A 26958-nucleotide genomic window follows, 5' to 3' on the forward strand; every position below is an offset into this window, starting at 1 on the left:
AGTCCCAGGGTCATTGCCCGGAACGATAACATGTTCTACTTTAGGGGAGTGGCACTCAACATCGCGGATTTACTCGAGCACGCCGTCGACGCCGTGCCGGAACGCGTCGCGGTCGTGTGCGGCGAGAGGCGGGTGACGTTCGCGGAGCTGGAAGCCCGCGCGAACCGCCTGGCCCACCACCTCGCCGCCCACGGCGTGGGACGCGGTTCCCACATCGGTGTCTATTCACGCAACTCCATCGAGGCCCTGGAGGCCATGTTCGCCGCGTACAAGCTGCGCGCCATCGCGGTGAACGTCAACTACCGCTACGTCCACGGCGAGCTGCGCTACCTGTTCGACAACGCCGACCTGGTCGCCCTCGTGCACGAGCGCCGGTACGCGGACAAAGTCGCCGCGGTGCTCCCCGAGACGCCAAAACTGAAACACGTTGTCGTCGTCGAAGACGGCTCCGACGCCGCGTACGAGACCGGTGTCGAGTACGAGACGGCGCTGGCGGAAAGCTCGCCCGAGCGCGACTTCGAGGAGCGCAGCGCCGACGATCTGTACATCCTCTACACCGGCGGCACCACCGGTTATCCCAAGGGCGTGCTCTGGCGCCACGAGGACATCTGGCGCGCGCTCGGCGGCGGCATCAACTTCATCACCGGCGAGTACGTGCCCGACGAGTGGACGCTCGCCGAGCAGGGCAAGGCCGGTTCGCTGGTGCGCCTCCCGGCCGCGCCGCTCATCCACGGCGCCGCGCAGTGGGCCGCGTTCGGCGCGCTGTTCACCGGCAGCCCGGTGGTGTTCGTGCCGCAATTCGACGCGCACCAGGTGTGGCGGGCCGTGCAGGAGCACAAGGTCCAGGTGCTCACCATCGTCGGCGACGCCATGGCGCGGCCGCTGATCGAGGCGCTGCGCGAGGGCGGTTACGACGTGTCGTCGCTCGCCGCGGTTTCGAGCCACGCGGCGCTGTTCTCGCAGTCGGTCAAGCAGGAGCTGCTGGGACTGTTGCCGAACGTGGTGATCACCGACGCCATCGGCTCTTCCGAAAGCGGTTTCACCGGGATCGGCATGGTGGGCAAGGATTCCGACCACAGCGCGGGCCCGCGGGTCGCGTTCGGCAAAGACGCGATCCTGCTCGACGACGACGGCGCGCTGGTCGAGCCCAAGGCCGGCGCGATCGGGCTGATCGGCCGCCGCGGGCACGTGCCGCTGGGCTACTACAACGACCCGGAGAAGAGCCGCACGATCTTCGTGGACCTCGGCGGCGTCCGGTACGTCGTGCCCGGCGACTACGCGCGGTACGAGGAGGACGGCACCGTCACGCTGCTGGGCCGCGGCTCGCAGTGCGTGAACACCGGCGGGGAAAAGGTGTACCCCGAAGAGGTCGAGGGCGCGCTGAAGTCGCACCCCGACGTGTTCGACGCGCTGGTCATCGGCATCCCGGACGAGCGGCTCGGCCAGCGCGTGGCCGCCGTCGTGCAGACGCGCCCGGGCGTGACGCCGGACCTCGAGGCGATCGAGGCCCACGTGCGCACCGAGGTCGCCGGCTACAAGGTGCCGCGCACGGTCTGGCTGGCCGAGGAGATCGGCCGGTCCCCGAGCGGCAAACCCGACTACCCGTGGGCCCAGCGTTACGCCGCCGACCACGAACCCGCCTAGCGCACGACGCAGCGCACGACGCCTTCCCTGCACTCAGCGAGGCGGAAGCGTCATCCGCTGCATTCCACCACGTTTCCTAGGAGCGAGCATGCGCACTTCCCTGTGCGACCGGTTCGGCATCGAGCTGCCGATCGTCGGCTTCACGCCGTCGGAGCACGTCGCGGCCGCGATCAGCCGCGCCGGCGGGCTCGGGGTGCTCGGCTGCGTCCGGTTCAACGACGCCGCGGAACTCGACCGCGTGCTGGACTGGATGGACGAGCACACCGGCGGGAAGCCGTACGGGGTCGACATCGTGATGCCGGCGAAGATCCCCGAAGAGGGCAGCCAGGTCGACCTCACGAAGCTGATCCCGGACGGCCACCGGGCCTTTGTCGACAAAGTGCTGCGGGAGCTGTCCGTGCCCCCGCTGCCGGACGACACCGACGAGCGGGCCGGGGTGCTCGGCTGGCTGCACTCGGTCGCGCGGTCCCATGTGGACGTCGCGCTGAAGCACCGGATCAGCCTGATCGCGAACGCGCTGGGCTCGCCGCCGCCGGACGTGATCGAGCGGGCGCACGCGGCGGGCGTGCCGGTGGCCGCGCTGGCGGGCAAGGCCGAGCACGCCGTGAGGCATGTCGACAACGGCGTGGACTTCGTGGTGGCGCAAGGTTACGAGGCGGGCGGGCACACCGGCGAGATCGCGTCGATGGTTCTGGTGCCGGAGATCGTGGACGCCGTCGGCTCGCGGGTGCCGGTGCTCGCCGCGGGCGGCATCGGCTCCGGCCGGCAGATGGCGGCGGCGCTGGCACTCGGCGCGCAGGGGGTGTGGATGGGCTCGTTCTGGCTCGCCACCGAGGAGTACCTCCAGACCATGGCGGAATCCGGTGGCATGCAACAGGCCCTGGTCTCGGCGACGTCCGCCGACACCGTCCGCACCCGCATCTACACCGGCAAGCCCGCGCGCCTGCTCAAGACCCGCTGGACGGAGGCCTGGGCCGCGCCGGACGCCCCCGAGCCGCTGCCCATGCCGTTGCAGAACCTGCTGGTTTCCCAGGCGCACAACCGGATCCACGCCTCGGGCGACCCGAGTGTGGTGTCCATGCCGGTGGGCCAGATCGTCGGCCGGATGGACCGGGTCCGCCCGGTGGCCGAGGTGATCGCCGAACTGGTGAGCGGGTACGAGGAAGCGTTGGCGCGGCTGGACAAAACGCGCTGAAAAGCTCGTGAGTGGCTATGCCGGTTAGAACCGGCATAGCCACTCACGAGGGGTACTAGATGGACGAAGCCGCCGAGGAGATCGCGCTCGCGAAGCTGCTCACCTCGGTGTACACGCCGGGCGCGTGCGCCCGGGCGCAGCCGGTGCCCCAGCTGGTGATGCCGACCTGGACCCAGGCGTTGGTGTTGTCCCGGCGGAACATCGGGCCGCCGGAGTCGCCCTGGCAGGTGTCCACGCCGCCGGAGTCGATGTTGCCCGCGCAGATCTCGGCGTTGGCGATCAGGCCGGTGTAGTCGCCGCCCTGCGCTTTGCAGGTGGCGTCGCTGACGAACGGGACCTGCGCCTTGAGCAGGTACCGCTGCTGCGCCCCGCCCTCGGACGCGGCGCCCCAGCCGGCGATGGTGAACGTGCCGCTGTTGTTCGCCGTGGTCGACGCGACGGGCAGCGTGGCGATCCCGGTGACCGGGCTGGCCAGCTTGATCAGCGCCCAGTCGCCGCCGGTGGTGTCGTACGTCGGGGACCGGTAGACGTAGGTGGACTTCACCTTCTTGGCGCTGGCGCTCTGCAGGTCGACCACGCCGAGCGTCGCGGTGATCGAGCTGTTCGAGCCGGTGCGGTCGACGCAGTGGGCGGCGGTGAGCACGATCTGCGACGTGTACAGCGCGCCGCCGCAGCCCATCGAAAGCCGCACCATCCAGGGGAACTCACCGGACGCGGCGCGGCTGCCGCCGATCACCTGCGTGCCGTTCGTCGAGGGCGGCTGGGCGGCGACGGCGGGGCTCGCCAGCCCGGCCAACGCGGTGGCGGCGGCGACGCCGATCGCGGCTTTTTTGAGCAGGCTGAACCATCTCTTGCTGGCCAAGGGATTCGTCCTTCCGGTGTCCGGGAAACTTCTGGCGTCCACGGCGGTTGATGTCCACAGTGGATCTACGGAGAAGCGGAACTACGGGGAAGCGGGAGTGCCACCTCGACTACACCAGAGCCGGAACAACCGGACAACCAACTTTCTTCGGATCTTTCCGGCTCCGGGTCGCCCTGAGGCGGACTCTGCGTGGGCCCGCGGCGCCCCTGTCGTCCGATCGGGCGGTTCCTGGGACGGCCGACCACGGGCCGCCCGGCTCGCATAGGCTCGGGACTCGTGCCCACGTCACCGCTTCCCCTGCCCCAGCTGTCCCGCCTGTCCGCCGACGGCCCGGTGCGCGACGGCATTCCCGAGCACGGCCGCGTCCCGCGCTACTACGCCGTGAAGGTCGAGCTGCTCGCGGTGATCGCCGAGCTGGGCGAGGGCGCGGTGCTGCCCGCCGAGCGGGAGCTGTGCGAGCGGTTCAGCGTTTCGCGCGCCACGGTGCGCCAGGCTGTCAGCGAGCTGGTCCTCGAAGGCCGGCTCAGCCGGCGGCAGGGGAGCGGCACGTACGTCGCCCCGCCGAAGCTGGTGCAGCCGCTCGCGCTGGTCAGCTACACCGAGGGCCTGCGCCGTCAGGGCATCGCGCCGGGCCGCACGCTGATCTCGCTGGAGCGCCGCGCGGCGGGCACCGGACTGGCCGCCGACCTGCGGATCGAGCCGGCCGACGAGGTCATCCACATCGAACGCGTGCTGCTCGCCGACGACGAGCGCGTCGGGCTGGAGTCGACCTACCTGCGCGCGTCCAAGTTCCCGACGCTGCTGGAGGTCTTCGACCCGGAGCAGTCGCTGTACGCCTTCCTGCGCGAGCAGCTCGGCGTGGTGTTCGACGGCGCCGAGGAGCGGGTCGAGACGGTGCTGGCCACCCCGCGCGAGGCCCTGCTGATCGGCACCAACCCGGCGTTGCCGATGCTGCTCATGCACCGCGTCTCGTGGGGTCCGGACGGCGAGCCGTTCGAACGCGTCCGCTCGCTGTTCCGCGGCGACCGGCTGAGCTTCATGACCCGGCTGGGCCGCGTCGAGTAGCTGTCACATTCAAGACGCCCGTCTCGTTCCCTCCGTGATCCGGCCGAGGGGCCGGCTCAGGAGGGAGCACCACGATGAACGCCGCACTCTGGACCGGGCAGATCTTCCTGGCCCTGATCTTCGCGCTGTCGGGCGTCTTGAAGTCGACGATGTCGCGGGAGCGGATGCTGGAGACGGGCCAGACCGGCGCCGCCGCCTTCCCGCTGCCGGTGGTCCGGTTCGCCGCGATCTGCGAGCTGATCGCCGTGCTCGGGCTGATCCTGCCGCAGCTCACCGGCGTCGCCCCGGCGCTCACCGGCTGGGCCGCGGTCGGCCTGGTCGTGGTGATGATCGGCGCGATGGGGAGCCACGGCCGGCTGGCGATCGTGCAGCACAAGCCCTCGGAATGGCGCAACGTCGGCGTCAACGTGCTGCTGCTCGCGGTGTGTGTCTTCGTGGCCGTCGGACGGCTCTAGATCGTCAGCCGAAGATAACAGAACGGTAACTCATCCGGTCCAATATTCGGGGTCGGTTCACCTCCAGTTCGCTCGGGCGCCAAGCGGCGTTGGTGGCGGCCAGCGACCGTAACCGCCGTGCGAATACTCATCGTGGGCGGCGGCGTGCTGGGCACCATGCACGCCTGGGCGGCCGTCGAACGTGGTCATGAAGTGGTCCAGCTGGAGCGGGAGGCCGAGGCGCGGGGCGCGTCCGTGCGGAACTTCGGCCTGGTGTGGGTCGGCGGCCGGGCGGCCGGTGCCGAGCTGGCCACGGCCGTGCGGGCCCGGCGGCTGTGGGAGCGGATCGGCGAGCGGGTGCCGGATCTCGGCTTCCGGGACAACGGCTCGCTCACGGTGGTCCGCACCGAGGCGGAGCTGGCCGTCGCCAGGGAGGTGGCGGCCAATCCGGACGCCGCGCGCGGGTTCAAGCTGCTCGACGCCGGGGAGACGCGGGCGCTGAACCCCGCGCTGCGCGGCGGCTTCCTGGGCGCGCTGTGGTGCGACCGTGACGCTGCGGTCGAGCCGCGCACCGCGCAACCCGCCCTTCGCGCGGCGCTGACGGCGAGCGGCCGCTACACCTGGCGGCCCGGCCGCGAGGTCCGCACGCTGACCTCGACCGGCGTCGTCGACGACCACGGCGAGCGGCACGAGGGCGACGTCGTGCTGTTCTGCACCGGCGCCTGGCTCGGCGGCCTGGTCCGCGAGGTGGCCGGCGAGCTGCCGGTCCGCCGGGTGCGGCTGCAGATGGCGCAGACCGAGCCGCTCGGCGAGCCGCTGACCACCAGCGTCGCCGACGCCGACAGCTTCCGCTACTACCCGGCGTACCGCGGCCCCGCCCTCGACGGGCTCAACACCGGCCAGCCGCAGGGCGAAATCCCCGCCGGCCACGCCATGCAGCTGCTGATGGTGCAGCGGCTCGACGGTTCGCTGACGATCGGCGACACCCACGAGTACACCCAGCCGTTCGGCTTCGACGTCGACGAGGACCCGTACCGCCACCTCGCCGAGGTCGCCGGCGCGCTGCTGGGCCGCCCGCTGCCGCGGATCCGGCGCCGCTGGGCCGGTGTGTACGCCCAGGCGACCGACACGGGCGCGATCGTGCACCGGGAACGCTTGGCGGGCAACGCTTTCCTGATCACCGGCCCGGGCGGGCGGGGCATGACCTGCTCCCCGGCCATCGCCGAGGACACGGCCGTGGAGCTGGGCCTGTGACCCCCGAGCTGGTGGTGCTGGACATGGCCGGCACCACGGTGATGGACGACGGCCTGGTCGTGCGGGCTTTCACCGAAGCGATCGGCTCGGCCGGAGTGTCCGAAGAGGACGATCGTTTTCCGAAGATGCTCGCCTACGTCGAAGAGACCATGGGGCAGTCGAAGATCACCGTCTTCCGCGCCCTGCTCGGCGAAGAGACGGCCGCGCAGGGGGCGAACGCCGCGTTCGAGCGCGCGTACGCCCGGCTGGTCGCTGCGGGGGAGTGCGCCCCGGTCGACGGCGCCGAGGACGTGATCCGCGCGCTGCGGGCCGGCGGCGTCAAGGTCGCCTTCAGCACCGGGTTCGCCCCGGCCACGCAGACCGCGATCCTCGACGCGCTGGGCTGGCGCGACCTCGCCGACCTCGCGCTCGCCCCGGGCGAAGGCGTCCGCGGGCGCCCGTTCCCCGACCTGGTGCTGGCCGCGGCGCTGCGGCTGGAGGTGTCCGACGTGCGGCGGATCGCCGTCGCCGGGGACACCCCGTCCGACGTCCGCTCCGGGCTCGCCGCCGGCGCGTCCGTGGTCGCGGGCGTGCTGACCGGCGCGGGCACCCGGGCCGGCCTCGAAGCCGCCGGCGCCACCCACGTCCTCGATTCCGTGCGTGACCTCCCCTCCCTGCTGAGCTGAACTGCGCTGAAGGAGCCAGAACCATGAAGACCCCGAAGAGAGTGGCGTACGTCTTCGCCGCGGGCCTGCTCGGCCTGCTCGCGGCGTGCGGCGGGACCGGCGGCGGCGCGGCCGCGGACGGCAAGACCGTCACCGTGTACACAGTGGACGGTCTGGAGGACTGGTACACCGCCCGGTTCGCCGAGTTCAAGCAGCAGACCGGCATCACCGTGCAGGCCGTCACCGCCGGCTCCGGCGAAGTGGCTTCGCGGGTGGAGAAGGAAAAGAGCAACACGCAGGCCGACGTGCTGGTCACGCTGCCGCCGTTCATCCAGCAGGTCGCGCAGCAGGGCCTGCTCGCCTCGTCCGCGCCGCAGGGCGCCGAGCAGGTGCCGGCCGCGGAGAAGGACCCTCAGGGCCGCTACTTCGCCATGATGAACAACTACATCAGCTTCATCTACAACCCGCAGCAGGCCAAGCCCGCGCCGAAGACCTGGAACGACCTGCTCGACCCGAAGTACCGCGGCAAGCTCCAGTACTCCACGCCCGGCGAGGCCGGCGACGGCACCGCCGTGCTGCTCCAGCTCCAGCACGTGTTCGGCGACCAGGGCGCGCTGGACTACCTGGGCAAGCTGCAGGCGAACAACGTCGGGCCGTCCTCGTCCACCGGCAAGCTGCAGCCGAAGGTGGCCAAGGGCGAGCTGCTGGTGGCCAACGGCGACGTGCAGATGAACCTGGCCGAGATCGGCAAGAGCGGCGGCTTCGACGTCTTCTTCCCGGCGGACGCGCAGGGCAAGCGCTCGACCTTCGCGATCCCGTACGAGGCCGGGCTGGTCACCAACGCCCCGCACGCGGACAACGGGAAGAAGCTGCTGGACTTCCTGTTCTCGCCGGCGACCCAGGCCAAGGCGGCCGACGCCTTCGGCATCCCGACCCGCGCCGACGTCAAGTCCACCGGCGCGAACGCGGACCGGATCAAGGCCACGATGACCGGCGTCGACATCTGGCAGCCGGACTGGACCGCGGTGCTGGGCCGGCTCGACGCGGACCTGGCCGCCTACAAGAAGGCCATCGGCCAGTGACCCCGGCGGTCGAGTTCCGCGGCGTCTCCGTCCACTTCGGAGCGACGCAAGCACTGTCCCCCCTTGACCTTTCGGTGGCGAAGGGGGAGACCCTGGCCCTGCTGGGACCGTCGGGCTCGGGCAAGTCGACCGCGCTCAAGGCACTGGCCGGGTTCGTCCGGCCGAGCGCCGGGCGGGTGCTGCTCGACGGCGAGGACGTCACCGACCTCCCGCCGCACCGGCGCGGGCTCGGCGTGGTCGTGCAGAGTTACGCGTTGTTCCCGCACCTTCGGGTGGACGGCAACGTGGCGTTCGGGCTGAAGGCCCGCGGGCTGCCGCGGGCGGAGGTCACCCGGCGGGTGGGCGAGGTGCTGGAGCTGGTGGGCATGGGCGCGTACGCCCGGCGCTTCCCGCGCGAGCTTTCCGGCGGGCAGCAGCAGCGCGTGGCGCTCGCCCGGGCGCTCGCGATCCGGCCCGGCGTGCTGCTGCTGGACGAGCCACTGTCCGCTTTGGACGCCGCGCTGCGCGAGGAGATGATCGCGGAGCTGCTGCGGCTGCGGGCGGAACTGCCGGACACCACGATGATCCACGTGACCCACGACCAGGCCGAGGCCCTCGCGCTGGCCGACCGGATCGGGGTGCTGCGGGATTCGCGGCTGGTCGAGCTAGGCCCGTGCGAGGAGCTGTACCGGCGCCCGGCCAGCGAGTTCACCGCGAGCTTCCTCGGCGGGGCCAACCTGGTCCCGGTCGAGCTGGTCCGGTTCGACGGCGCCCGCACCGCCGTCGTCCGGCTCGGCGGGCGCGAGCTGTCCGCCGAGCCCACCGGCGTCCTCGGCGAGGGCCAGTCCGTGGCGCTCGGCGTGCGGCCGCACCGCGTCGGCGTCGGCGCGCCGGGGCCGGACGCGTGGCCCGCGCTGGTCCGCGGCGTGCAGTGGCGCGGCTCGGGCTACCGGCTGGACCTGCACCTGCCCGCCGCGGACTGCGAGCTGCGCGCCGAGGTCCCGGACGGGCCCGGCCTGCCCGCCGTCGGCGACTCGGTGGGAGTGTCCATTCCGGACGGCTGCCCGCTGCTGGGGGTGGGCGGGTGACCGGCCTCGTTTTCGAAGCCACCGCCCCGGCCCGCGCCGGACGCCGTCCCCAGCGCGTCCGGCGGGCCCGGCTGTGGTGGCTGGTGCCGCCGGTGATCGTGCTGCTCGGCTTCTTCGGTTATCCGCTGGTGCTGGTCGCGGTGCAGTCGTTCACCTCCAAGTCCGGCGCGCTCACGCTCTCGGTCTGGGGCGACGTGCTGGGCTCGGCCGAGTTCCGCGACGCGGCCTGGCAGACCGTGCTGCTCGCGCTGGGCTCGACGGCCGGCTGCCTGCTGCTCGGCACCTTCCTGGCGCTGGCGGTCGCGTTCGTGCCGTTCCCCGGCGCGCGGGCGCTGGCGCGGCTGGTCGACACGCTGCCCGCGTTCCCCTCGTTCCTCATCGCGCTCGCGTTCACCTTCCTTTACGGCAGCGCGGGGGTGTTCGGTGCCGGCGGGTTCCTGTACTCGCCGTGGGGCGTGCTGCTCGCCGAGATCACCTTCTACACGCCGTTTGTGATGCGCCCGGCGCTCGCGGCGTTCGGCCAGGTGCCCGCGGCCCAGCTGGAAGTGGCGGCGAGCCTCGGCGCGCGGCCGGGGCGGGTGCTGCGTCAGGTGGTGCTGCCGGAGGCTCTGCCGTCGCTCGCGTCCGGTGCCTGCCTGGTGCTGCTGCTGACCATGAACGAGTTCGGGATCGTGTTGTTCCTCGGCGCCAAGGGTGTGTCGACGCTGCCGATGCTGGTGTACGGCAAGGCGATCGTTACGTTCGACTTCCCGGCCGCCTCCGTGGTCGCGATGGTGGACGTCGTGCTGTCGCTGCTGCTTTACGCGGGATATCGCCGGGCTGCGGGAGCTATGGGAGGGGGCCGCCGTGCTGCTGTGGACGAGGCGTAGCCGGGTGTTGCTGTGGCTGGTGGCCGGGGTGGTGTTCGCCGTCGTGGTGGCGGCGCCGCTGGTGATGATCGTGCTGGCGTCCTTCGCCGGGCACTGGACCGGCGTGCTGCCCGGCGGTTTCACCGCGGCGCATTACGTCGACGCGCTGTCCGGCGACACCTTCGCGAGCCTTTCGGTGAGCGTGCAGACCGGCGTGATCGCGTCCGCCGCGGCCGTGCTGCTCGGCACCTGGGCCGCGCTGGCGGCCGACGGCGCGCCGTCCCGCGTGCGCCAGGCCGTCGGCACGCTGTTCCACCTGCCGATCGCGGTGCCGTCAGTGGTGCTGGGGCTGGCGCTGCTGGTGGCGTTCAGCCGTCCGCCGCTCGCGTTGAACGGGACGCGGTGGATCGTGATGGCCGCGCACCTGATGTTGTTGCTGCCGTTTGCTTACAGCACGGTCTCGGCGGCCCTGGCCCGTGTGGACCCGCAGCTGGCGCAGGCCGCGGCCAGCCTCGGCGCGCGTCCGGCACGGGTGCTGCTGCGCGTCCGGATCCCGGTGCTGCTGCCCGCGATGTCCGCTTCGGCGAGCCTCGCCCTGGCGATGTCGATGGGCGAACTGGGCGCCACGATGATGCTGTACCCACCGGACTGGCGCACACTCCCGGCGAGTGTTTTCGCGCTGACCGACCGTGGGCAGGTGTTCCTGGCGTCGGCGAGCACGGTGGTGTTGCTGGTGGTGACGTTGGCGGGGGTGGTGTTGCTGGGGCTGGTCCGCGGTCGTGGCGCGGCTCGGTGAAGAGATTCCGGGTCCCCGCGTGCAACCTTCGGGGGCCTGGTTTCCGTCCGCACTGTATGCGGACAACGGTGAAAGTCCTGGGTATGAGCGTTCTGCTGCTTTCTGTGGCGGCTTGTGGCGGGCAGTCCGGTTCGGGCGCCTCCGCACCGTCCACTTCGGCGTCTCCGGCGCCGGGTCCGACGTCGGTTCCGCCGGCATCGGGCTCGACGTCCCCGCCGCCGGTCCCGCTGCCCTCGCCGTCCGGGCCGCCCCAAAGCCGCCCGACGCAGGGCGTGCCGCCGGGTGACACGGCGCCGGCGCCGGGCCAGGTCGACGCGTCGGCGCTGCCGCCCGGCTATCCCCACGACCTCACGCTCGCGCAGGGCGGCAAGGTCGTGGTGATCCAGGCCGAAGAGGGCGGCTGCGACAAGCTCTCCGCGCGCGCCGGTGAGCAGACGGCCCAGCAGGCCGTCGTGGTGGTGACCGTGACCAAGGCGCCGCACGGCCAGATGTGCCCGATGCACATCAGGGAGATCTCCCTGCCGGTGACGCTCGACCAGCCGCTCGGCGGCCGGAAGCTGGTTCTGCGCCCCGGATCCTGATCACGTGCAACCCCCGGCGGCGGTGCTTCCGTCCTAGGTGGCATGAGGCACTTGACGAAGCTGGTCGGCACGGGCCTGATCCTCTTGACGGTGACGGCCTGTGGCGGCCAGGAAACGATGGCCACCCACCCAGCGTCGGGGAACGACCCCGCGGCACCGAGCAGCGCGACGACACCGCCCTCGCCCGGCGCCCCGGCCAAGCCCCGGCTCGAACTCCCCCCGGGCAGCACCCCGGTACCCGCGGCCAAGGTCGACGCCGCGGCCCTGCCGAAGGACTTCCCGCGCCAGGTCTACACGGCCAACGGCGGCACGATCATCAACCTCCGCGCCGAGGAGGGCGGCTGCCAGCACGCCCTGGGCGAAGCGATCGAGCAGACCGCGCAGCACGTGGTCCTCGACCTGAGCGAGACCAAGGCGCAGACCGGGCAGATGTGCACGATGGACCTGCGGTACCCGTACATCTCCGTGGCACTGGCCGCGCCTTTGGGCGACCGCACGGTGGTGCTGAAGAAGTCGCCGCCGCACTGAGTAACGCTTCGCCGGAGGTAGCGGATGACGCTTTCGCTGCACTGAGCGCAGGGAAAGCGTCATCCGCTGCAACCACTGACGGCCTCCGCGGCCGCCGGGCGACTCGAGTCGGGGGGCCGCCCGGCGCCCGCGCAGGCGACCGGGCCGTGGCGGGGTTTTCCACCACCGGTGCAGGAAACCCCGTCGCGGCCCATTCCGCGGCCCCCGCGCGCACCCCTTAACCTCGGCGCCCATGGGAACACGCCAGGTTTCGCGCACCGCGGTGATCGCCGCCTCGGCCGAGCAGCTTTTCGAACTGCTTGCCGACCCTGCCAAACACCCCCTGATCGACGGTTCCGGCACGGTCCGGTCCAGTGGCGCGAGCGCCCCCGACCGGTTGTCGCTCGGGGCGCGGTTCGGCATGGAGATGAAGATGGGCGCGACGTACAAGATCCAGAACACCGTGGTGGAGTTCGAGGAGAACCGCCTCATCGCGTGGCGGCACTTCATGGGGCACCGCTGGCGCTGGCTGCTCAAGCCCCTCGACGACGGCAAGACCCAGGTCACCGAGACCTTCGACTGGTCCACGGCCACCGCCCCGTTCGTCATCCGGCTGGCCGGGTTCCCCAGGAAAAATGCCCAGGGCATCGAGAAGACGCTCGAGCGGCTCGCCGGGATGTTCCCCGGCTGAAGCCCGAAGACGCCCGCGACGTCCGCTTTGCGCGTGACCTCGGCCGCGTTCCACCAGGGCGGCCGGAAAGTTAGTTGTAGCCTGCTAAATATTATAGGCCTACAACTACTTCGAAGGAGTCCCGTGCCGGAGCTGAGCCGTCGGCGGCGGCAGGCGGTACTGGCCGTCTGCTGTATGAGCCTGTTCATCGTGGGGCTCGACAACACGATCGTGAACCTGGCGCTGCCGTCCATCCAGCACGAGCTCGGCGCGTCCGTCTCGAGTCTGCAATGGACGATCGACGCCTACACGCTCGTGCTCGCCAGCCTGCTGATGCTGTCCGGTTCCACGGCCGACCGGCTCGGCCGGCGCCGGACGTTCCAGACCGGGCTGGTGCTCTTCGGCCTCGGCTCGCTGCTGTGCGGCGTCGCGCCGAGCATCGGGCTGCTCATCGCTTTCCGTGCGGTGCAGGCGATCGGCGGCTCGATGCTGAACCCGGTGGCGATGTCGATCATCACCAACACCTTCACCGAACCGAAGGAGCGGGCGCGCGCGATCGGCGTGTGGGGTGGCGTGGTCGGGCTGAGCATGGCCATCGGGCCGGTGGTCGGCGGCGCGCTGGTCGGGCCCTTCGGCTGGCGCTCGATCTTCTGGATCAACGTGCCGGTGGCGATCGCCGCCGTGGTGCTCACCGCGCTGCTGGTGCCCGAGTCGCGCGCGCCGCGGCCGCGCCGGATCGACCCCGTGGGCCAGCTGCTCGTCATCGTGTTCCTGGCCGGCCTGACATACGGCATCATCGAAGGCCGGGAGGCGGGCTACGGCTCCCCGCGGATCCTGGGCGTGTTCGCGCTGGCGCTGCTCGCAGTGCTAGTACTGGTTCCGTACGAGAAACGGCGCCGGGATCCCTTGCTGGAGTTGAGGTTCTTCCGCAGCGTGCCGTTCTCCGGGGCGACCGTGATCGCGATTTCCGCGATGGCCGGCCTCGCCGGATTCCTCTTCGTCAACTCGCTCTACCTGCAGGACGCCCGCGGTTACAGCGCGCTCCACGCCGGCCTGCTGACCCTGCCGATGGCCGCGATGACGGCGGTCTTCGCGCCGCTGTCCGGACGGCTGGTCGGCGCGCGCGGCGCCCGGCTGCCGCTGGTCGTCGCCGGGTGCGGCATCACGGTGGGCGCCGCGGGGCTGTCTTGGGCGACGCAGGGCACGTCCGTGTGGCCGCTGATGGCCTGTTACGTCGTCTTCGGCATCGGGTTCGGCCTGGTCAACGCGCCGATCACGAACGCGGCGGTGTCCGGCATGCCGCGCTCGCAGGCCGGGGTCGCGGCCGCGATCGCGTCGACGAGCCGTCAGGTCGGGGCGTCGTTCGGCGTCGCGGTGATCGGCACGGTGGTCACCGCGCGGGTGCACGGCCCGTTCAGCACGGGTTTCGCGGCGGCCAGCTCCGTGGGCTGGTGGATCATCGCCGGCTGCGGGGCCGTGGTGCTGGTGCTCGGCCTGGTCACGACCAGCGGCTGGGCCCGCGCGTCCGCCGCCAGGGTCGCCGACGGGCTGGAGGACGAGCCCAGCGCCGGGCTGGTGCCCGCGCGATGAGCAGCGAGACGGCCGCGCGGGCCTGGGCCCGGATGCGGTCACTGGTGCTGGACCAGCACGACCGCCGCCGCAAGGTCTGCGACGCGCTCGGCATGAGCTTCATCAAGGTCAAGGCCCTGTACCGGGTCGCCGAGCGGCCGATGACCATGCGCGAGCTGACCGAGACGCTCAACACCGACCGGCCATACACCACGCTGGTGGTGGACGACCTGGTGCGCCGCGAGCTGGCCGTCCGTGAGCCGCATCCGGACGACCGCCGCAGCCGCGTCGTCACGCTCACCCCGGCGGGCCGGGAAGCCGCCGCGCTGGCCCTGCGGATCCTGGGGGAGCCGCCCGGGGCCGTGCTCGCGCTGCCGCCCGCCGACCTCGCGGCGCTCGACCGCATCCTGGCGCGCTTGACCAGCTCGTGAGTGTTTATGACGGTTAGAACCGTCATGAACACTCACGAGCAGTTCAGTGGAAACTGATCTGCAGCACCGGTTCGCTGGTCGCGGCGAAGAAGTCGTTGCCCTTGTCGTCGATGACGATGAAGGCGGGGAAGTCCTCGACCTCGATCTTCCAGACGGCTTCCATGCCCAGCTCGGCGTACTCGAGCACGTCGACCTGCTTGATGCAGTCCTTGGCCAGCCGGGCGGCGGGGCCGCCGATCGAGCCGAGGTAGAAGCCGCCGTGCGCCTGGCACGCGGCGGTGACCTGCTTCGAGCGGTTGCCCTTCGCCAGCATCACCAGTGAGCCGCCGGCGGCCTGGAACTGCTCGACGTACGAGTCCATCCGCCCGGCCGTGGTCGGGCCGAACGAGCCGGACGCGTAGCCCTCCGGCGTTTTCGCCGGGCCCGCGTAGTACACGGGGTGGTCGCGCAGGTACTGCGGCATCTCCTCACCGGCGTCGAGGCGCTCGGCGATCTTCGCGTGCGCGATGTCGCGCGCCACCACCAGCGGCCCGGTCAGCGAAAGCCGCGTTTTCACCGGCAGCCGCGAGAGCTGCTCGCGGATCTCGGCCATCGGCCGGTTCAGGTCGACGGTCACCACCTCCTCGGACAGGTCGTCCTCGGTGACCTCAGGCAGGAACCGCGCCGGGTCGCGCTCGAGCTGCTCGATGAACACCCCGTCGGCGGTGATCTTGGCCTTGGCCTGGCGGTCGGCCGAGCAGGACACCGCGATGCCGACCGGGCAGGACGCGCCGTGCCGCGGCAGCCGGATCACCCGCACGTCGTGGCAGAAGTACTTGCCGCCGAACTGCGCGCCGATGCCGAACTGGCGCGTCATCTCCAGCACCTGCTGCTCCAGGTCCGGATCGCGGAACGCGTGGCCCAGCTCCGAGCCCTCCTGCGGCAGCGTGTCCAGGTAGCGCGCCGAGGCGAGCTTCGCGACCTTCAGGTTGAACTCCGCCGACATGCCGCCGACGACGATCGCCAGGTGGTACGGCGGGCAGGCTGCGGTGCCGAGCCCGCGCAGCTTCTCGTCCAGGAACCGCGCGAGCCGCTTCGGGTTCAGCACGGCTTTGGTCTCCTGGAACAGGAAAGTCTTGTTCGCGCTGCCGCCGCCCTTGGCCATGAACAGGAATTCGTACGCCGGGTCGCCTTCACCGTCTTTGTGGTAGAGCTCGACCTGCGCGGGCAGGTTGGTGCCGGTGTTCCGCTCGTCCCAGAAGTTGACCGGCGCCATCTGCGAATAACGCAGGTTCAGCTGCTGGTAGGCGTCGAAGATGCCCTGTGACAGCGCGCGCTCGTCGTCGCCGCCGGTGAGCACGCCCTCGGAGCGCTTCCCGATGACGATCGCCGTGCCGGTGTCCTGGCACATGGGGAGGACGCCGCCGGCCGAGATGGCGGCGTTGCGCAGCAGGTCCATCGCGACGAACCGGTCGTTGCCGCTGGCCTCGGGGTCGTCGACGATGGCCCGCAGCTGGGCCAGGTGTGACGTGCGCAACAGGTGCTGGATGTCGGTGATGGCCGTGCGCGCGAGCGTGGTCAGCGCGGCCGGGTCGACCCGCAGGAACTTGCGCCCCGCGGCCTCGACGACCTCGACGCCGTCCGCGGTGACCAGCCGGTACTCGGTGGTGGTGTCCTTGCCGAGCGGCAGGACTTCGGTGTGCTGAAACGTGGTGGACGGCACAGCCAGGCTCCTTTGCCCCTGATCGGAATCCGACCACGGTACTCAGCGCCCTCCACGTCACCGTTCACGCCCGAGCGCCAGTGTGTCCCAGAGCACGAGCGCAGCGAGAGAAAGGCGAGTCGCGGCGAAAACCGGCTTTGTCTTGTGCGAGGAGGAATGCCTAGGCCCCGGCTCATCCGGGCAGGTGCGGCGCCTGGGGTTTGGTTCGGGAGGCCGGGCCCACCCCGACGGACCCGACCTCCCGGGGAAAGCGGACGGATGCGCACACATCCGCACCGCGTGGCTCAAACCGGGCGTTCACCGCCGGCAGGCGAACGGCCCAGTCACGACATTGTCGTGACGCAGGTCATAAGTCAATCCGGCCGAACGGGTGTCACCGAAGGCTTGCTACCCACTCCCCGTACCCCTCAAACTCGCTGATCTTTCACCGGCCCCCGTTAACGCCGAAGATCCCGTGACCATGCGCTCACGGGATCTTCGGGCCTACAAAAGGCGGTCAACGCCGGTCGGCGCCGGCCGCTGGAAGGTGACCACCGACGGGGGTCCAGGGGGCTTGCCCCCTGGCGGGGGTTTGGGGGTTCGACCCCCAAAGGACACCTGACTTGCGGACTGTGGTGAGCGTGCTCCGCGAGCACGGCTCGCCCCAACCCGCAACGTCAGCTGGCGTAAGCCCGCAGCCGCTCGGCTCGCTCGCCCTGGCGCAGCTTCGACATGACCTCGCGTTCGATCTGGCGCACGCGCTCGCGGGACAGGCCGAAGTGCTTGCCGATCTGGTCGAGGGTGCGGGGCTGGCCGTCGTCGAGGCCGTAGCGCAGGCGGATCACGTGCTGCTCGCGGTCGTCGAGCGTCGCGAGGACGCGGCGCAGGTCGTCCTGGAGCAGGCCGGAGATCACGGCGCTCTCGGCGTCGGTGGCCTCGGAGTCCTCGATGAAGTCGCCCAGCGGGGCGTCTTCCTCGGTGCCGACCGGCATGTCCAGGCTTACCGGGTCACGCGAGTGGTCGAGCAGGTCCGAGATCTTGTGCGCCGGGATGCCGGACTCGGCCGCCAGCTCCTCGTGCGTGGCGTCGCGGCCGAGCTGCTGGTGCAGGTCGCGCTTGATGCGGGCGAGCTTGTTGACCTGCTCGACCAGGTGGACCGGCAGCCGGATGGTGCGTCCCTGGTCGGCCATCCCCCTGGTGATGGCCTGGCGGATCCACCAGGTGGCGTAGGTCGAGAACTTGAACCCCTTGGAGTAGTCGAACTTCTCCACCGCTCGGATCAGGCCCAGGTTCCCCTCCTGGATCAGGTCGAGCAGCGGCATCCCCCGGCCGGTGTAGCGCTTGGCCAGCGAGACCACCAGGCGGAGGTTGGCCTCCAGCAGGTGGTTCTTGGCCACGTGGCCGTCGCGCACCAGCGCGTTCAGCTCCGTGCGCCGCTTGGCGGTGAGGTTCTCGGCGGTGTCGGCCATGTGCTGGGCGAACACCCCGGCCTCGATGCGCTTGGCCAGCTCGACCTCGTCGGCCGCGCTGAGCAGCGCGGTCTTGCCGATGCCGTTGAGGTACACGCGCACCAGGTCGGCGGCCGGGCTCTGGGCGTCGAGGTCTTCCGCGGTGAGTGTCCCCACACCCGCCGGCGGCTCCTCGACGAAGGGCCGTGTTGGAATCCCGCGCTCGCGAATCCCGCGCGCTTCGCGTTCGAGAGTCTGGACTGACATTCTGCCTCCCCGGTCACGGGCTGAACGTGTCTCGCCGGTGATGCGCCTGCGGTGACGGGCCCTGTGGAAACCCGGACCGCGGGCCCAGCCGGCTTGGCTGGACATCGATCTCAACGCCCCGGGAACGCAAAACGTTCCCGGCTTGCTGAAGAGAGGACGGGGGGAAACGCCTCGCGGTTGCTCCACCAAAACTGAGCTTTTCCTGAGAAGCCCGCTGTGGCCCGGGAATCGTGAAGATCCGGTGAGGATCGCCGCTTCCGGTGAACCGGTGCGGCCGCGGATCCGTACGCGGTTCCGGCGGCCGGGATATGTGGTCTAGACCTCTACGAGAACGGTGAACGGGCCGTCGTTCACGCTCTCCACCGCCATCATCGCGCCGAACCGGCCGGTCGCGACCGTCGCGCCGCGCGCCCGCAGCTCCTCGATCATGGCTTCCACCAGGGGTTCGGCCACTTCCGGGCGGGCTGCGGCGGTCCACGACGGGCGACGGCCTTTGCGGGTGTCGCCGTACAGCGTGAACTGTGAAACGACGAGCAGCGGCGCGCCCACGGTGGCGCACGACTGCTCGTCCCGCAGAATGCGCAGCTCGTGGAGCTTGCGTGCCATCGTGGCCGCTTTCACCCGATCGTCCGAGGCGTGAATTCCCAGCAGCACCAACAGTCCCGGTTCCGCGATGGCCCCGATCACATTTCCGTCCACTGTCACACTCGCCCGGGTGACGCGGGCCGCGACCGCTTTCATGACGAGCGTCTCAGTGCCCGGCCGGCACGAGCATGCCGTGCCGCACCAGTTCGCGGACCACGGGCAGCGCCGCGGCGGCCAGTTCGCCGGGCTCGAGGCCCTGTGCCGCGGCCAGCAGCTCGATCAGGTCCTCCAGCGGCAGCGCGCCCTGGCAGCCCGCGAGCAGCCGCGTGGCGAGCTCGTCGACCTCGTGCTGCCACCCGGGCCCGTCGGTGCGGTGCAGCCGCCGCACGGTCGTCTCCCAGCCCTCGGGGCCGGGGGAGTCGACGCGCTCCAGCAGCACGGTTTCCGGCACCCGGAACGCGACGTCCAGCAGCTCGTCGCCGTGCGCGCGAAGCCATTCCACGCGGTCGAGCCAGTTCGCGGCCTCCGGGCCCAGCGGATCGTCGTACGCCTGGCGCAGGTCTTCGCACACCACGGTCGGCGTTTTCCCCGCCGCACGGCGCAAAGTGACAAATCCGAAGCCGATGCCTCGCACGTCGTTCTCGGTGAACCAGTCCAGCCACGCGGCGGCTTTCGCGCGGCCTTCCGGCGAACGCGGGTCGATGCCCTCGTCTCGCAGCCAGGTGCCGACGTACAGCCCGGGGTCGGCGACGTCGCGCTGGACGAACCACGCGTCGGTCTCCGCGGGCAGCCAGCGGGCGACGCGGTCGGCCCAGTCCTCGCGGCCGGTGTGCAGCCAGGACGCGAGCAGCTGGCCGACGCCGCCGTCGTTGAGGAATCCCGGCAGCTGGCGCACCACGAGCGCGCTGGCGTCGTCGCCGGCCAGCCCGGAGTCGCGGTAGGTGTAATCGACCCGCGGCGGGCCGACGACGAACGGCGGATTGCACACGACCTGGTCGAACCGCCGCCGAGCGACGGGCGCGAACCACTCGCCGCGCACCAGCTCCACGTTCAGCTGGTTGAGCCGGAACGTGCCCGCGGCCAGGGCCAGCGCCCGCGCGGAGACGTCGGTGGCCGTCACCCGCTGTGCGTGGCGGGTGGCGTGCAGCGCCTGGACGCCGTTGCCGGTGCCGACGTCGAGCAGGCTGCCGACCGGGCGGCGGCTCGTCGCGCGGATCAGGCTCAGCGAGGCGTGCCCGACGCCGAGCACGTGGTCCTCGGGCACGGTGTGGCCCAGCATGTCGGCGTCGAGGTCCGACACCACCCACCAGGAGCCCTCTTCGTCACCGTGCGGGCGGATGTCGAGGGCGGCCTTGAACCCGCCGGCGTCGGCCTTCAGCACCCCGGCGGCCACCGCGGCCTCGGCGGAAAGCGGGGCAAAAGCCGCTTCGACCGACTTTTCGGGCTCCGCCAGGCCGAGCAGGAACAGCCGGATGAACGTGCCGAGGTCGCCGGCGTCGAGGCTCGCGCGGCGGGCCGGCTCCGGCTCGCCGCGGCCGAGCGCGGAGTGCGCCGCGCCGCCGAGTGCGGCGACCACGCCGTCGGCGTCGTAGGCGGCGCGGAGGAAGGCCTCGCGCAACCGCGCGCAGACGTCGTCGGACAGGTCGGGCAGAGGCGTGTTCGTGCTCACGGTGGGTAAGCCTGCCACGATGGCCGCTGTGACCTACGAACGTGTCCTCGCTCCGCTCGGCGCCGCGCTGCCCGACCTGGAGGCGCTCTACGTCGACCTCCACCGACATCCCGAGCTGGCGTTCGCGGAGACGCGCACCGCCGCCGAGCTGGCGCGGCGGCTTGCGGACGACGGGTTCGAGGTGCACACGGGCGTCGGCCGCACCGGCGTGGTCGGCGTCCTGCGAAACGGCGAGGGGCCGACCGTGCTGCTTCGCGCCGACATCGACGCTCTGCCGGTCGAGGAGAAGACCGGCCTGCCGTACGCGAGCACCGCCCGTGGCGTCGACGCCGAAGGCCGCGATGTGCCGGTGATGCACGCCTGCGGCCACGACATGCACGCCACCTGGCTCTCCGGCGCCGCGAGCCTGCTGAGCGCCGCCCGCGACAGCTGGTCCGGCACGCTGCTGGCGGTGTTCCAGCCGGGTGAGGAGGGCGGGGACGGCGCCGCCGGCATGGTCCACGGCGGTGTCTTCGACCTCGCGGGCAAGCCGGACTTCGTGTTCGGCCAGCACCTCGTGCCCGGGCCGGCGGGCTGGGTGCTGACCCGGCCGGGCGTGATCATGGCGGCGGCGGACTCGCTGCGGATCACCCTGCACGGCCGCGGCGGGCACGGCTCGCGCCCGGAGACCACCGTCGACCCGGCCGTGCTCGCCGCTTCGGTGGTGCTGAAGCTGCAGACGATCGTCTCCCGCGAGACCGCGGCCACCGAGCCTGCCGTGGTCACGGTCGGCTCGATGCACGTGGGCACCACCGGAAACGTGATCGCCGACGACGCGGTGCTGGAGGTGAACACCCGCGCCTTCGACAATGCCGTGCTGCTGCGCGTGCGTGCCGCGATCGAGCGGATCGTCCAGGGCGAGGCCGCCGCGGCGGGTGTGCCGAAGCCACCGGAGATCGAGCTGGTCGGCACCTACCCGGTCACGGCCAACGACGAGGCGGTGTCCGACGAGCTGACCGGGGTGTTCCGCGGGCACTTCGGGCCGGAGGCAACCCAGCCCGCGCCGCTGGTCACCGGCAGCGAGGACTTCAGCGAGTTCGGCCGCGCGGCCGGCGCGCCCTCGGTGTTCTGGCTGGTCGGCGGCCTGGACCCGGTCGAGGTGATCACCGCGATGACCGAGGGGCGGTTCGAGGCCGACATCCCGTCGAACCACTCGCCGCGGTTCGCGCCGGTGCTGCACCCGACCCTGCGGGCGGGGGTGGAGACCTTGGTGGTCGCCGCCCTTTCCCGGATGGCCCACCCGGGTGTCGAATGAGCCGCGCGAGTGGGAGCATGGACCTCGGAGGTGGTGCTGTGAACGAGCCCGCCCACGGCCCGGATCCCCGTCCCGCCCCGGTGCTGATCACCGAGGCCGCCCCGTCCTACGACGATCAGCTGGCTTCGCGCAAGCGCCGGTACATCATCATGATGCTGTGCCGCATCCCGTGCCTGGTGCTGGCCGGGCTGACCTACCACACCTGGTGGCTGGCCATCACGTTCCTGGTGATCTCGGTGCCGCTGCCGTGGATCGCCGTGCTGATCGCGAACGACCGCCCGGCGCGCAAGTCCGAGGACGCCAACCGCTACCAGCGGGAGGCGAAGCAGATCGAGCACCGCGACCACCCGGTCATCGAAGGCTGAGCGCTCGCGTCGAAGTCCGTCAAGGCCTCCTTACCCGCTTCCAACGCGGGTAGGGAGGCCTTGACGGCGTTCAGGGCTGCGTTGTCACGGCTGGGTTTTCACGGCTGTGTTGTCAGGGCTGGGGCCCGACTCGGCTGACGGCCAGCGCGCCCAGCCGGGTGCCCGCCCGCAGTACGTCCACAGTGGACTTCCCGGCGAGCCAAGTGGTGAGCACACCCGCGTCGAACGCGTCGCCCGCGCCGGTGGAGTCGACGCAGTCGGCCTCGATCGCGGGCACAGTGGTGACGCCGTGCTCGTCGACCCAGCTCGCGCCTTCGAGCCCGGCGGTGACCACCACGGCGCCGACGTGCCCGAGCAGCTCCTTCGCCGACTCGGGGTCCGCGGATCCGGTCAGTGCCACCAGTTCTTCGGTGTTCGGCATCAGCAGGTCCGTGCCGCGGACGTCGTCGAGGAACGCTCCGGCGTCATGGATGTGCGCGGCCGCCTGCGGGTCCACCGAAGTGGTCAGCCCGGCCGCCTTCGCCGCCGCCAGCGCGGCCAGCCCGGCCGGGCGCGAGGACGGGTCCAGCAGCACGTAACCGGACAGGTGCAGGTGGCCCGACCCGGCGAGCGCTTCGGGCGTGACGTCGCCGGGCTGGAAGCGTTTGTTGGCGCCGCGGTCGGCGAGCATGCTGCGCTGGCCGGTGCCGTCCACCATCACCACGACACAGCAGGTCGCCGCCTCGGGGTCGACGGCGAACGCGCAGCGTACCCCGGTGGCCTCCAGCTCCGCGCGGATCAGCCGGCCGCCGGAGTCGTCGCCGATGCGCGCGACGAGTGTGGTCGCCGCGCCCAGGGATCGCAGCCACAGCGCGGTGTTCGCGCCCGCGCCGCCGCCGGTGAAGCGGATCTCGGCGCGCGCGTCGCCGCCGTGGGGGAGTGCCTCGTCGTGCCGGGCGACCACGTCCAGGCCGGCGTCGCCGACCACCACGATCCCGGTCACGACAGCGCCACCGCGACCTCGGCGGCGAGCTTCGCGTTGGACAGCACCAGCGCCTCGTTCGCGTCGATGCTCACCCCGCCGCTCGCGGTGTGGAAGTGCTCCAGCAGCACGGGGGTGACGTCCGAACCGTGGACGTTGTTCTCCCGCAACAGGTTCAGCCCCTCTTCGAGCAGCCGGTCGTGCAGCATCTTGTCCATTTCGGACTGTTCCGGGATCGGGTTCGTGAGCAGCACGCCGGACGGGGCGTACGCGCGGTGCGCGGCGATCACGGCGGCGGCCTGCTCCGCGTCGTCCACGCGCCAGCCGACCGGGTGGCCCGAAGAGCGCAGGTAGAACGCCGGGAAGTCGTCGGTGCGGTAACCGAGCACCGGCACCGAGTTCGTCTCCAGCACCTCCAGCGTCGCGGCGATGTCCAGCACCGACTTCACCCCGGAGCAGACGACCACGGTCGGCAGCTTCGCCAGCACGCCGAGGTCGGCCGAGACGTCCCAGGACTGTGCCGCGCCGAGGTGCACGCCGCCGAGCCCGCCGGTGGCGAACACGCCGATGCCGGCCGCGGCCGCGAGCGCGGACGTGCCGGCGACGGTGGTCGCGCCGGAGCGGCCGAGGCCGACCGCGGGGCCGAGGTCCCGCAGCGAAAGCTTGTCCAGCCCGGCATCGGGCGCGCAGACCCGCTCCAGCTCGGCCGGCGAAAGGCCGATCACCGGGCGGCCGTCCAGCACGGCGATGGTGGCCGGGACGGCGCCGCCCGCGCGCACGACCTGTTCGATGCGGTGGGCGACGTCGAGGTTGCGGCCGGGCGGCAGGCCGTGCGACAGGATCGTGCTCTCGAGGGCGACGACGGGGTGGCCGTCACGCAGCGCCGAGGCGACCTCCGGGTGGAGGGACAGTTGCGTACTCACGGACGGACATCATCTGTGATCGCCGGCGGGGGAGCGCCAGCGGGTCAGCTCGGCCGCCAGATTGCGCCGCGCGGCCGCCTCCCAGCGTGATCGCGCGGCTTCGCTGCGGTACAGCGGGGCGTGGGCCAGCAGGTTCTCCAGGACGGCGGCGCGTCCGGCGGCCCAGGCCGCATCGTCGTACTTCGCGTACTCCTCGCGGACAGCGATCGCGTACGCGTCGTACTCGGCGGGCGTGGCGCCGAGGATCGCGAGGTCGGCGTCGAGCAGGGCGGTGGCGGCTTCGTCGTCCTCGGGCGCCTGGTGGCCGGCGGTGGCGAGCACCAGTCCTTCGGCGCGGGCGACGTGCGGCTCGGCGACGCCCGCGCGCGTGAGCCAATGGCGCAGCCACGCGGCGCTGCGGCGCTCGTCTTCACCGGACACCGCGTCGTACACGACGTCGTGCGCCCAGGCGGCCACAGTCACCACGGCGCGCTCGGAAAAGGGCAGGTCACGGGCCAGCTGCGCGGAATCGCGCGCGACCGCCGCCGCATGGGCCAGGCCGTGGTAGCGCCGGTGCGGCTCGCCGTACTGCCACTCGAGGTACGACCACGCGTCGCGGGCCACCCGGGCGTCGCCGCGCAGTGCGGTGAAGGCGGAAAGCCAGCTTCGGTCCACGCCGCCGACGATAACGCCGCCACCGGTGATTCCGGCACTCCCGCCGCTGAGGCATGATGGACGGGTGAGCACCGAGACGCTGACGAAGCCGGAGACCGACAGTTCCGAGTCGACCGACGACGACACGCCCAAGATGTTCCACTACGTGCGCAAGAACAAGATCGCCGAAAGCGCGGTCATGGGCACGCACGTGGTGGCCCTCTGCGGCGAGGTCTTCCCGGTCACCCGGTCGCCCAAGCCGGGCTCCCCGGTCTGCCCGGCCTGCGAGGAGATCTACAAGGGCCTCCGCCCGGGCAAGGACAAGTAGCCCGCTGCGCCCCTGCCCGGGTGCGCAGGGGAAGCGCGACGCGAACAAAGATGAAAATCCTTCACCCGGTGGCTGTGCGGCCGGGGAGGAACTGGTAGATCTGCGATCCGGTTACTTCCCCCCTCCGGACGGAGTTCGCATGCGCAGAACCGGGATCGTGCTCGCCCTTGTCGTCCTGCTCGCCGCCGCGGTGCCCGGGATGGCCGGCGCCGTCACCGGGTGGACCACCGTCGGGTCCGACAACGCGCGCCCGCTCGACGAGAGCCAGGGGCTGGCGACCATCGTCCGGCCGTCCGGCACCACCATCCGCTACACCGGGATCAGCACCGTGCCCGCCGACCTCGCCGCGCAGGGCTGGAACCACGTCGGAGACCCCGGTTCGGCACAGGGCTGGTACGTCGAGCCCTACCAGCGCGACGACCGCGGCGCGAAGCTCTTCCGCGTCCAGGCCCCGGACGGCACCTGGACCGACTACAAGCACAACCTCGAATCGTGGGAGGCGAACAACAACTCGTTCGCCGCCGTCTCGCCCGACGCGCGCTGGATGGTGGCCGGCGAGTACGGCACCATGGACCGGCTCCTGGTGCACCCGATGCCCGGCGTCGCGTTCACCGACCCGGGCCAGAACCTGCCGTACGCCTCGGCCATCCGGCTCGACCACCCGGTCCGCGACGTGCAGGGCTGCGACTTCGTCAGCGACACCCGGCTGCTGTGCTCCTCCGACGACCCGGACGGCAGCCTGTTCGGCACCACCAAGCCGCTGCTGCAGGTGGACCTGGCCGCCCCGGTGTCCGGCTCCGACGTGGCCGGGCATGTGACTTCGCTGGGCCAGCTGCCGCTGGAAAGCGGCTGCAGCGGCAACTTCGAGGTCGAGGGCATCGACTTCGACGAGCGCGACAACACCCTGCGCGTCGTCGTGATGTCGCCGAGCGTCTGCATCGCCTTCGACAGCAAGACCTGGCGCTTCCACCAGTGACCGCTCGTGAGTGTTCATGACGGTTCTAACCGTCATGAACACTCACGAGCAGTGCTGGGGGTCAGGTGCGGGTGTCGTCCTTCTCCACGGCCGGTTCGGGCTCCGGCGCCTCGTCCGGGGCGGAGGAGCGAGACTCCTCCACCTCGTGCCGTTTGGGCCGCCGCAACGGGATCGTGGTGCGGTCCCAGAGCTTGTGGCCCTCCTCGGTGCGCATCCGCTCGTTCGCCCGCTCCATCTCCAGCCGCCGCCAGCGCCGCCGCTGACGCCGCGTGGCGCGCGCCGGCCACAGCTCCTGGATGGCGCTGTTGAAGTACGCGCCGCCCACCACCGCGAGCCCGATGAAGAACATCAGCAGCAGGAACGCGATCGGCGCGGCGAGCGCGCCGTAGGTGTAGCCGGTCTTGGTGATCCAGTTCAGGTAGATGCGCAGTCCCACACTGGAGAGCAGGAAGACCACCATCGCCAGCACCGCGCCCGGCAGCCCGCGGTGCCAGGGCAGCCGCCGCGGCAGCGCGAGCTTGTAGAGCGTGGTCAGCGCCAGCACGATCATCACGCCCAGCACCGGGAAGTAGAGCGTGCCGACCCACTCGGTGACGGTCGGGCGCCACTCGGCCGGGAAGAACTCCGGCAGCAGGTCCGGCCCGATCGCCAGCAGTGGCAGCCCGACCACCAGGATCACCAGCCCGCACAGGTACAGCAGCAGCGCGAAGATCCGCTGCCACACCTCGTTGCGCACGCCGTACTGGTCGTGCGCGACGGTGATCGCGTCCACGAACGAGGACATCGCCGACGAGCCCGCCCACAGCGAGATGAGGAAGCCCACCGAGACGATCTCGCCCTTGCCGACGGTGAGGATGCTGTTCACCGTCGGCTCGATGATCTCCTGCACCGCGTTGGCGCTGAAAATGGTGCGGCAGAAGGTGATGATCCGGTCGTGCGCGGCGGTGACCACGTCCTGGCCGAACCACTCGCCGACGAAGCCGAGGCTGCCCAGCAGCCCGAGCAGCAGCGGCGGGAGCGACAGGGTCTGCCAGAACGCGGCTTCGGCGGCCTCGGAGAAGATGTTGCCGTCCCAGGCCTTGGCGAAGGTGCGCGTGATGAGGCGCCACGGCCCCTTGCGCGCCGTCTTCATCGCGGTCGCCGCCCCGGCGTCCGGTTTCGCCTCGCTCATGGTGGGTC

The 26958-nt window shown here is 71.4% G+C and carries 28 protein-coding genes; 19 read left to right on the plus strand and 9 right to left on the minus strand.

The window, feature by feature from the left end; translation table 11 throughout:
* Positions 1–48 precede the first annotated feature (48 nt).
* Together OG371_RS30235 and OG371_RS30240 are read left to right on the plus strand one after the other, a co-directional pair.
* Positions 49–1644 carry an acyl-CoA synthetase gene (locus OG371_RS30235; protein WP_329058801.1) on the plus strand — a complete coding sequence of 532 codons (1596 nt, stop codon included), beginning with the start codon at positions 49–51 and terminating at the stop codon, positions 1642–1644.
* A gap of 88 nt (positions 1645–1732) precedes the next feature.
* On the plus strand, positions 1733–2839 hold the full coding sequence (locus tag OG371_RS30240) for an NAD(P)H-dependent flavin oxidoreductase (RefSeq protein WP_329058802.1): 1107 nt from the start codon (positions 1733–1735) through the stop codon (positions 2837–2839).
* 55 nt (positions 2840–2894) lie between these two features.
* On the opposite strand, the gene OG371_RS30245 is transcribed toward OG371_RS30240, so the two are convergent.
* Positions 2895–3701 carry a S1 family peptidase gene (locus OG371_RS30245; protein ID WP_329058804.1) on the minus strand — a complete coding sequence of 269 codons (807 nt, stop codon included), beginning with the start codon at positions 3699–3701 and terminating at the stop codon, positions 2895–2897.
* Positions 3702–3977: 276 nt separating this feature from the next.
* Here OG371_RS30245 and OG371_RS30250 point away from each other — a divergent pair, with 276 nt between their 5' ends.
* From OG371_RS30250 to OG371_RS30310, 13 genes are all read left to right on the plus strand, one after another.
* Positions 3978–4766, plus strand: a complete 789-nt coding sequence (locus OG371_RS30250; protein ID WP_329058806.1) for a GntR family transcriptional regulator — start codon at positions 3978–3980, stop codon at positions 4764–4766.
* Positions 4767–4840: 74 nt separating this feature from the next.
* Positions 4841–5221 carry a DoxX family protein gene (locus OG371_RS30255; RefSeq protein WP_329058809.1) on the plus strand — a complete coding sequence of 127 codons (381 nt, stop codon included), beginning with the start codon at positions 4841–4843 and terminating at the stop codon, positions 5219–5221.
* 117 nt (positions 5222–5338) lie between these two features.
* Positions 5339–6454 carry a TIGR03364 family FAD-dependent oxidoreductase gene (locus OG371_RS30260; protein WP_329058810.1) on the plus strand — a complete coding sequence of 372 codons (1116 nt, stop codon included), beginning with the start codon at positions 5339–5341 and terminating at the stop codon, positions 6452–6454.
* Positions 6451–7119 carry a phosphonatase-like hydrolase gene (locus tag OG371_RS30265; protein ID WP_329058811.1) on the plus strand — a complete coding sequence of 223 codons (669 nt, stop codon included), beginning with the start codon at positions 6451–6453 and terminating at the stop codon, positions 7117–7119. Before OG371_RS30260 ends, OG371_RS30265 begins: the two co-directional genes overlap by 4 nt.
* 23 nt (positions 7120–7142) lie before the next feature.
* Positions 7143–8180 (plus strand): 2-aminoethylphosphonate ABC transporter substrate-binding protein, encoded by a 1038-nt coding sequence (locus tag OG371_RS30270; RefSeq protein WP_329058812.1) that lies wholly within the window; start codon positions 7143–7145, stop codon positions 8178–8180.
* On the plus strand, positions 8177–9247 hold the full coding sequence (locus OG371_RS30275; RefSeq protein WP_329058814.1) for an ABC transporter ATP-binding protein: 1071 nt from the start codon (positions 8177–8179) through the stop codon (positions 9245–9247). Before OG371_RS30270 ends, OG371_RS30275 begins: the two co-directional genes overlap by 4 nt.
* Positions 9244–10116 (plus strand): 2-aminoethylphosphonate ABC transporter permease subunit, encoded by an 873-nt coding sequence (locus OG371_RS30280; RefSeq protein ID WP_329058817.1) that lies wholly within the window; start codon positions 9244–9246, stop codon positions 10114–10116. The genes OG371_RS30275 and OG371_RS30280 overlap by 4 nt, the downstream gene beginning before the upstream one ends.
* Positions 10094–10891, plus strand: coding sequence for an ABC transporter permease (locus OG371_RS30285; RefSeq protein ID WP_329058819.1), 798 nt, complete (start codon positions 10094–10096; stop codon positions 10889–10891). Before OG371_RS30280 ends, OG371_RS30285 begins: the two co-directional genes overlap by 23 nt.
* Positions 10892–10974: 83 nt before the next feature.
* On the plus strand, positions 10975–11472 hold the full coding sequence (locus tag OG371_RS30290) for a hypothetical protein (protein ID WP_329058820.1): 498 nt from the start codon (positions 10975–10977) through the stop codon (positions 11470–11472).
* A 42-nt stretch (positions 11473–11514) separates the two neighbouring features.
* Entirely contained in the window at positions 11515–12000 is a 486-nt protein-coding gene (locus OG371_RS30295) for a hypothetical protein (RefSeq protein WP_329058821.1), read from the plus strand.
* A 232-nt stretch (positions 12001–12232) separates the two neighbouring features.
* Complete coding sequence (locus OG371_RS30300) at positions 12233–12670, plus strand: SRPBCC family protein (RefSeq protein WP_329058823.1); 438 nt, start codon at positions 12233–12235, stop codon at positions 12668–12670.
* Positions 12671–12793: 123 nt separating this feature from the next.
* Complete coding sequence (locus tag OG371_RS30305) at positions 12794–14239, plus strand: MFS transporter (protein WP_329058824.1); 1446 nt, start codon at positions 12794–12796, stop codon at positions 14237–14239.
* Entirely contained in the window at positions 14236–14649 is a 414-nt protein-coding gene (locus OG371_RS30310) for a MarR family winged helix-turn-helix transcriptional regulator (RefSeq protein ID WP_329058826.1), read from the plus strand. Before OG371_RS30305 ends, OG371_RS30310 begins: the two co-directional genes overlap by 4 nt.
* A gap of 43 nt (positions 14650–14692) precedes the next feature.
* Here the strand turns inward: OG371_RS30310 and OG371_RS30315 are convergent, their stop codons facing one another.
* The 4 genes from OG371_RS30315 to OG371_RS30330 all read right to left on the minus strand — a co-directional run bounded on the left by OG371_RS30315 (position 14693) and on the right by OG371_RS30330 (position 20299).
* On the minus strand, positions 14693–16351 hold the full coding sequence (locus OG371_RS30315; RefSeq protein ID WP_329058827.1) for a fumarate hydratase: 1659 nt from the start codon (positions 16349–16351) through the stop codon (positions 14693–14695).
* A 656-nt stretch (positions 16352–17007) separates the two neighbouring features.
* Positions 17008–18045: a sigma-70 family RNA polymerase sigma factor gene (locus OG371_RS30320; RefSeq protein ID WP_329058828.1), complete on the minus strand. Its 1038-nt coding sequence runs from the start codon at positions 18043–18045 to the stop codon at positions 17008–17010.
* 315 nt (positions 18046–18360) lie between these two features.
* The gene (gene dtd, locus OG371_RS30325) at positions 18361–18786 is read right to left on the minus strand and encodes a D-aminoacyl-tRNA deacylase (protein ID WP_329058829.1); all 426 of its coding nucleotides are present in this window, start codon (positions 18784–18786) and stop codon (positions 18361–18363) included.
* A gap of 10 nt (positions 18787–18796) precedes the next feature.
* Positions 18797–20299, minus strand: a complete 1503-nt coding sequence (locus OG371_RS30330) for a DUF7782 domain-containing protein (RefSeq protein ID WP_329058830.1) — start codon at positions 20297–20299, stop codon at positions 18797–18799.
* A gap of 28 nt (positions 20300–20327) precedes the next feature.
* On the opposite strand from OG371_RS30330, the gene OG371_RS30335 reads away from it, so the two are divergent.
* Together OG371_RS30335 and OG371_RS30340 are read left to right on the plus strand one after the other, a co-directional pair.
* Complete coding sequence (locus tag OG371_RS30335; protein WP_329058833.1) at positions 20328–21593, plus strand: amidohydrolase; 1266 nt, start codon at positions 20328–20330, stop codon at positions 21591–21593.
* Between the two features lie 17 nt (positions 21594–21610).
* Positions 21611–21958: a DUF3099 domain-containing protein gene (locus OG371_RS30340; protein ID WP_091617861.1), complete on the plus strand. Its 348-nt coding sequence runs from the start codon at positions 21611–21613 to the stop codon at positions 21956–21958.
* A gap of 112 nt (positions 21959–22070) precedes the next feature.
* Here the strand turns inward: OG371_RS30340 and OG371_RS30345 are convergent, their stop codons facing one another.
* Genes OG371_RS30345 through OG371_RS30355 form a run of 3 tightly spaced genes read right to left on the minus strand, consistent with a single transcriptional unit; the run spans position 22071 to position 24496 of the window.
* Positions 22071–22940, minus strand: coding sequence for a carbohydrate kinase family protein (locus tag OG371_RS30345; protein ID WP_329058834.1), 870 nt, complete (start codon positions 22938–22940; stop codon positions 22071–22073).
* Positions 22937–23842: a pseudouridine-5'-phosphate glycosidase gene (locus tag OG371_RS30350; RefSeq protein WP_329058836.1), complete on the minus strand. Its 906-nt coding sequence runs from the start codon at positions 23840–23842 to the stop codon at positions 22937–22939. Before OG371_RS30350 ends, OG371_RS30345 begins: the two co-directional genes overlap by 4 nt.
* Positions 23843–23851: 9 nt before the next feature.
* Complete coding sequence (locus OG371_RS30355) at positions 23852–24496, minus strand: HD domain-containing protein (RefSeq protein WP_329058837.1); 645 nt, start codon at positions 24494–24496, stop codon at positions 23852–23854.
* Between the two features lie 64 nt (positions 24497–24560).
* Here OG371_RS30355 and OG371_RS30360 point away from each other — a divergent pair, with 64 nt between their 5' ends.
* Entirely contained in the window at positions 24561–24803 is a 243-nt protein-coding gene (locus OG371_RS30360; protein WP_329058839.1) for a DUF3039 domain-containing protein, read from the plus strand.
* 139 nt (positions 24804–24942) lie between these two features.
* A complete protein-coding gene (locus tag OG371_RS30365) occupies positions 24943–25779 on the plus strand; it encodes a hypothetical protein (RefSeq protein WP_329058840.1) in 837 nt (278 codons plus the stop codon).
* Positions 25780–25840: 61 nt separating this feature from the next.
* On the opposite strand, the gene OG371_RS30370 is transcribed toward OG371_RS30365, so the two are convergent.
* Complete coding sequence (locus OG371_RS30370) at positions 25841–26950, minus strand: YihY/virulence factor BrkB family protein (RefSeq protein WP_329058842.1); 1110 nt, start codon at positions 26948–26950, stop codon at positions 25841–25843.
* Between the last annotated feature and the right edge of the window lie 8 nt (positions 26951–26958).

It is taken from the genome of Amycolatopsis sp. NBC_01480 (assembly GCF_036227205.1).
In the GTDB taxonomy this organism is placed as follows: domain Bacteria; phylum Actinomycetota; class Actinomycetes; order Mycobacteriales; family Pseudonocardiaceae; genus Amycolatopsis.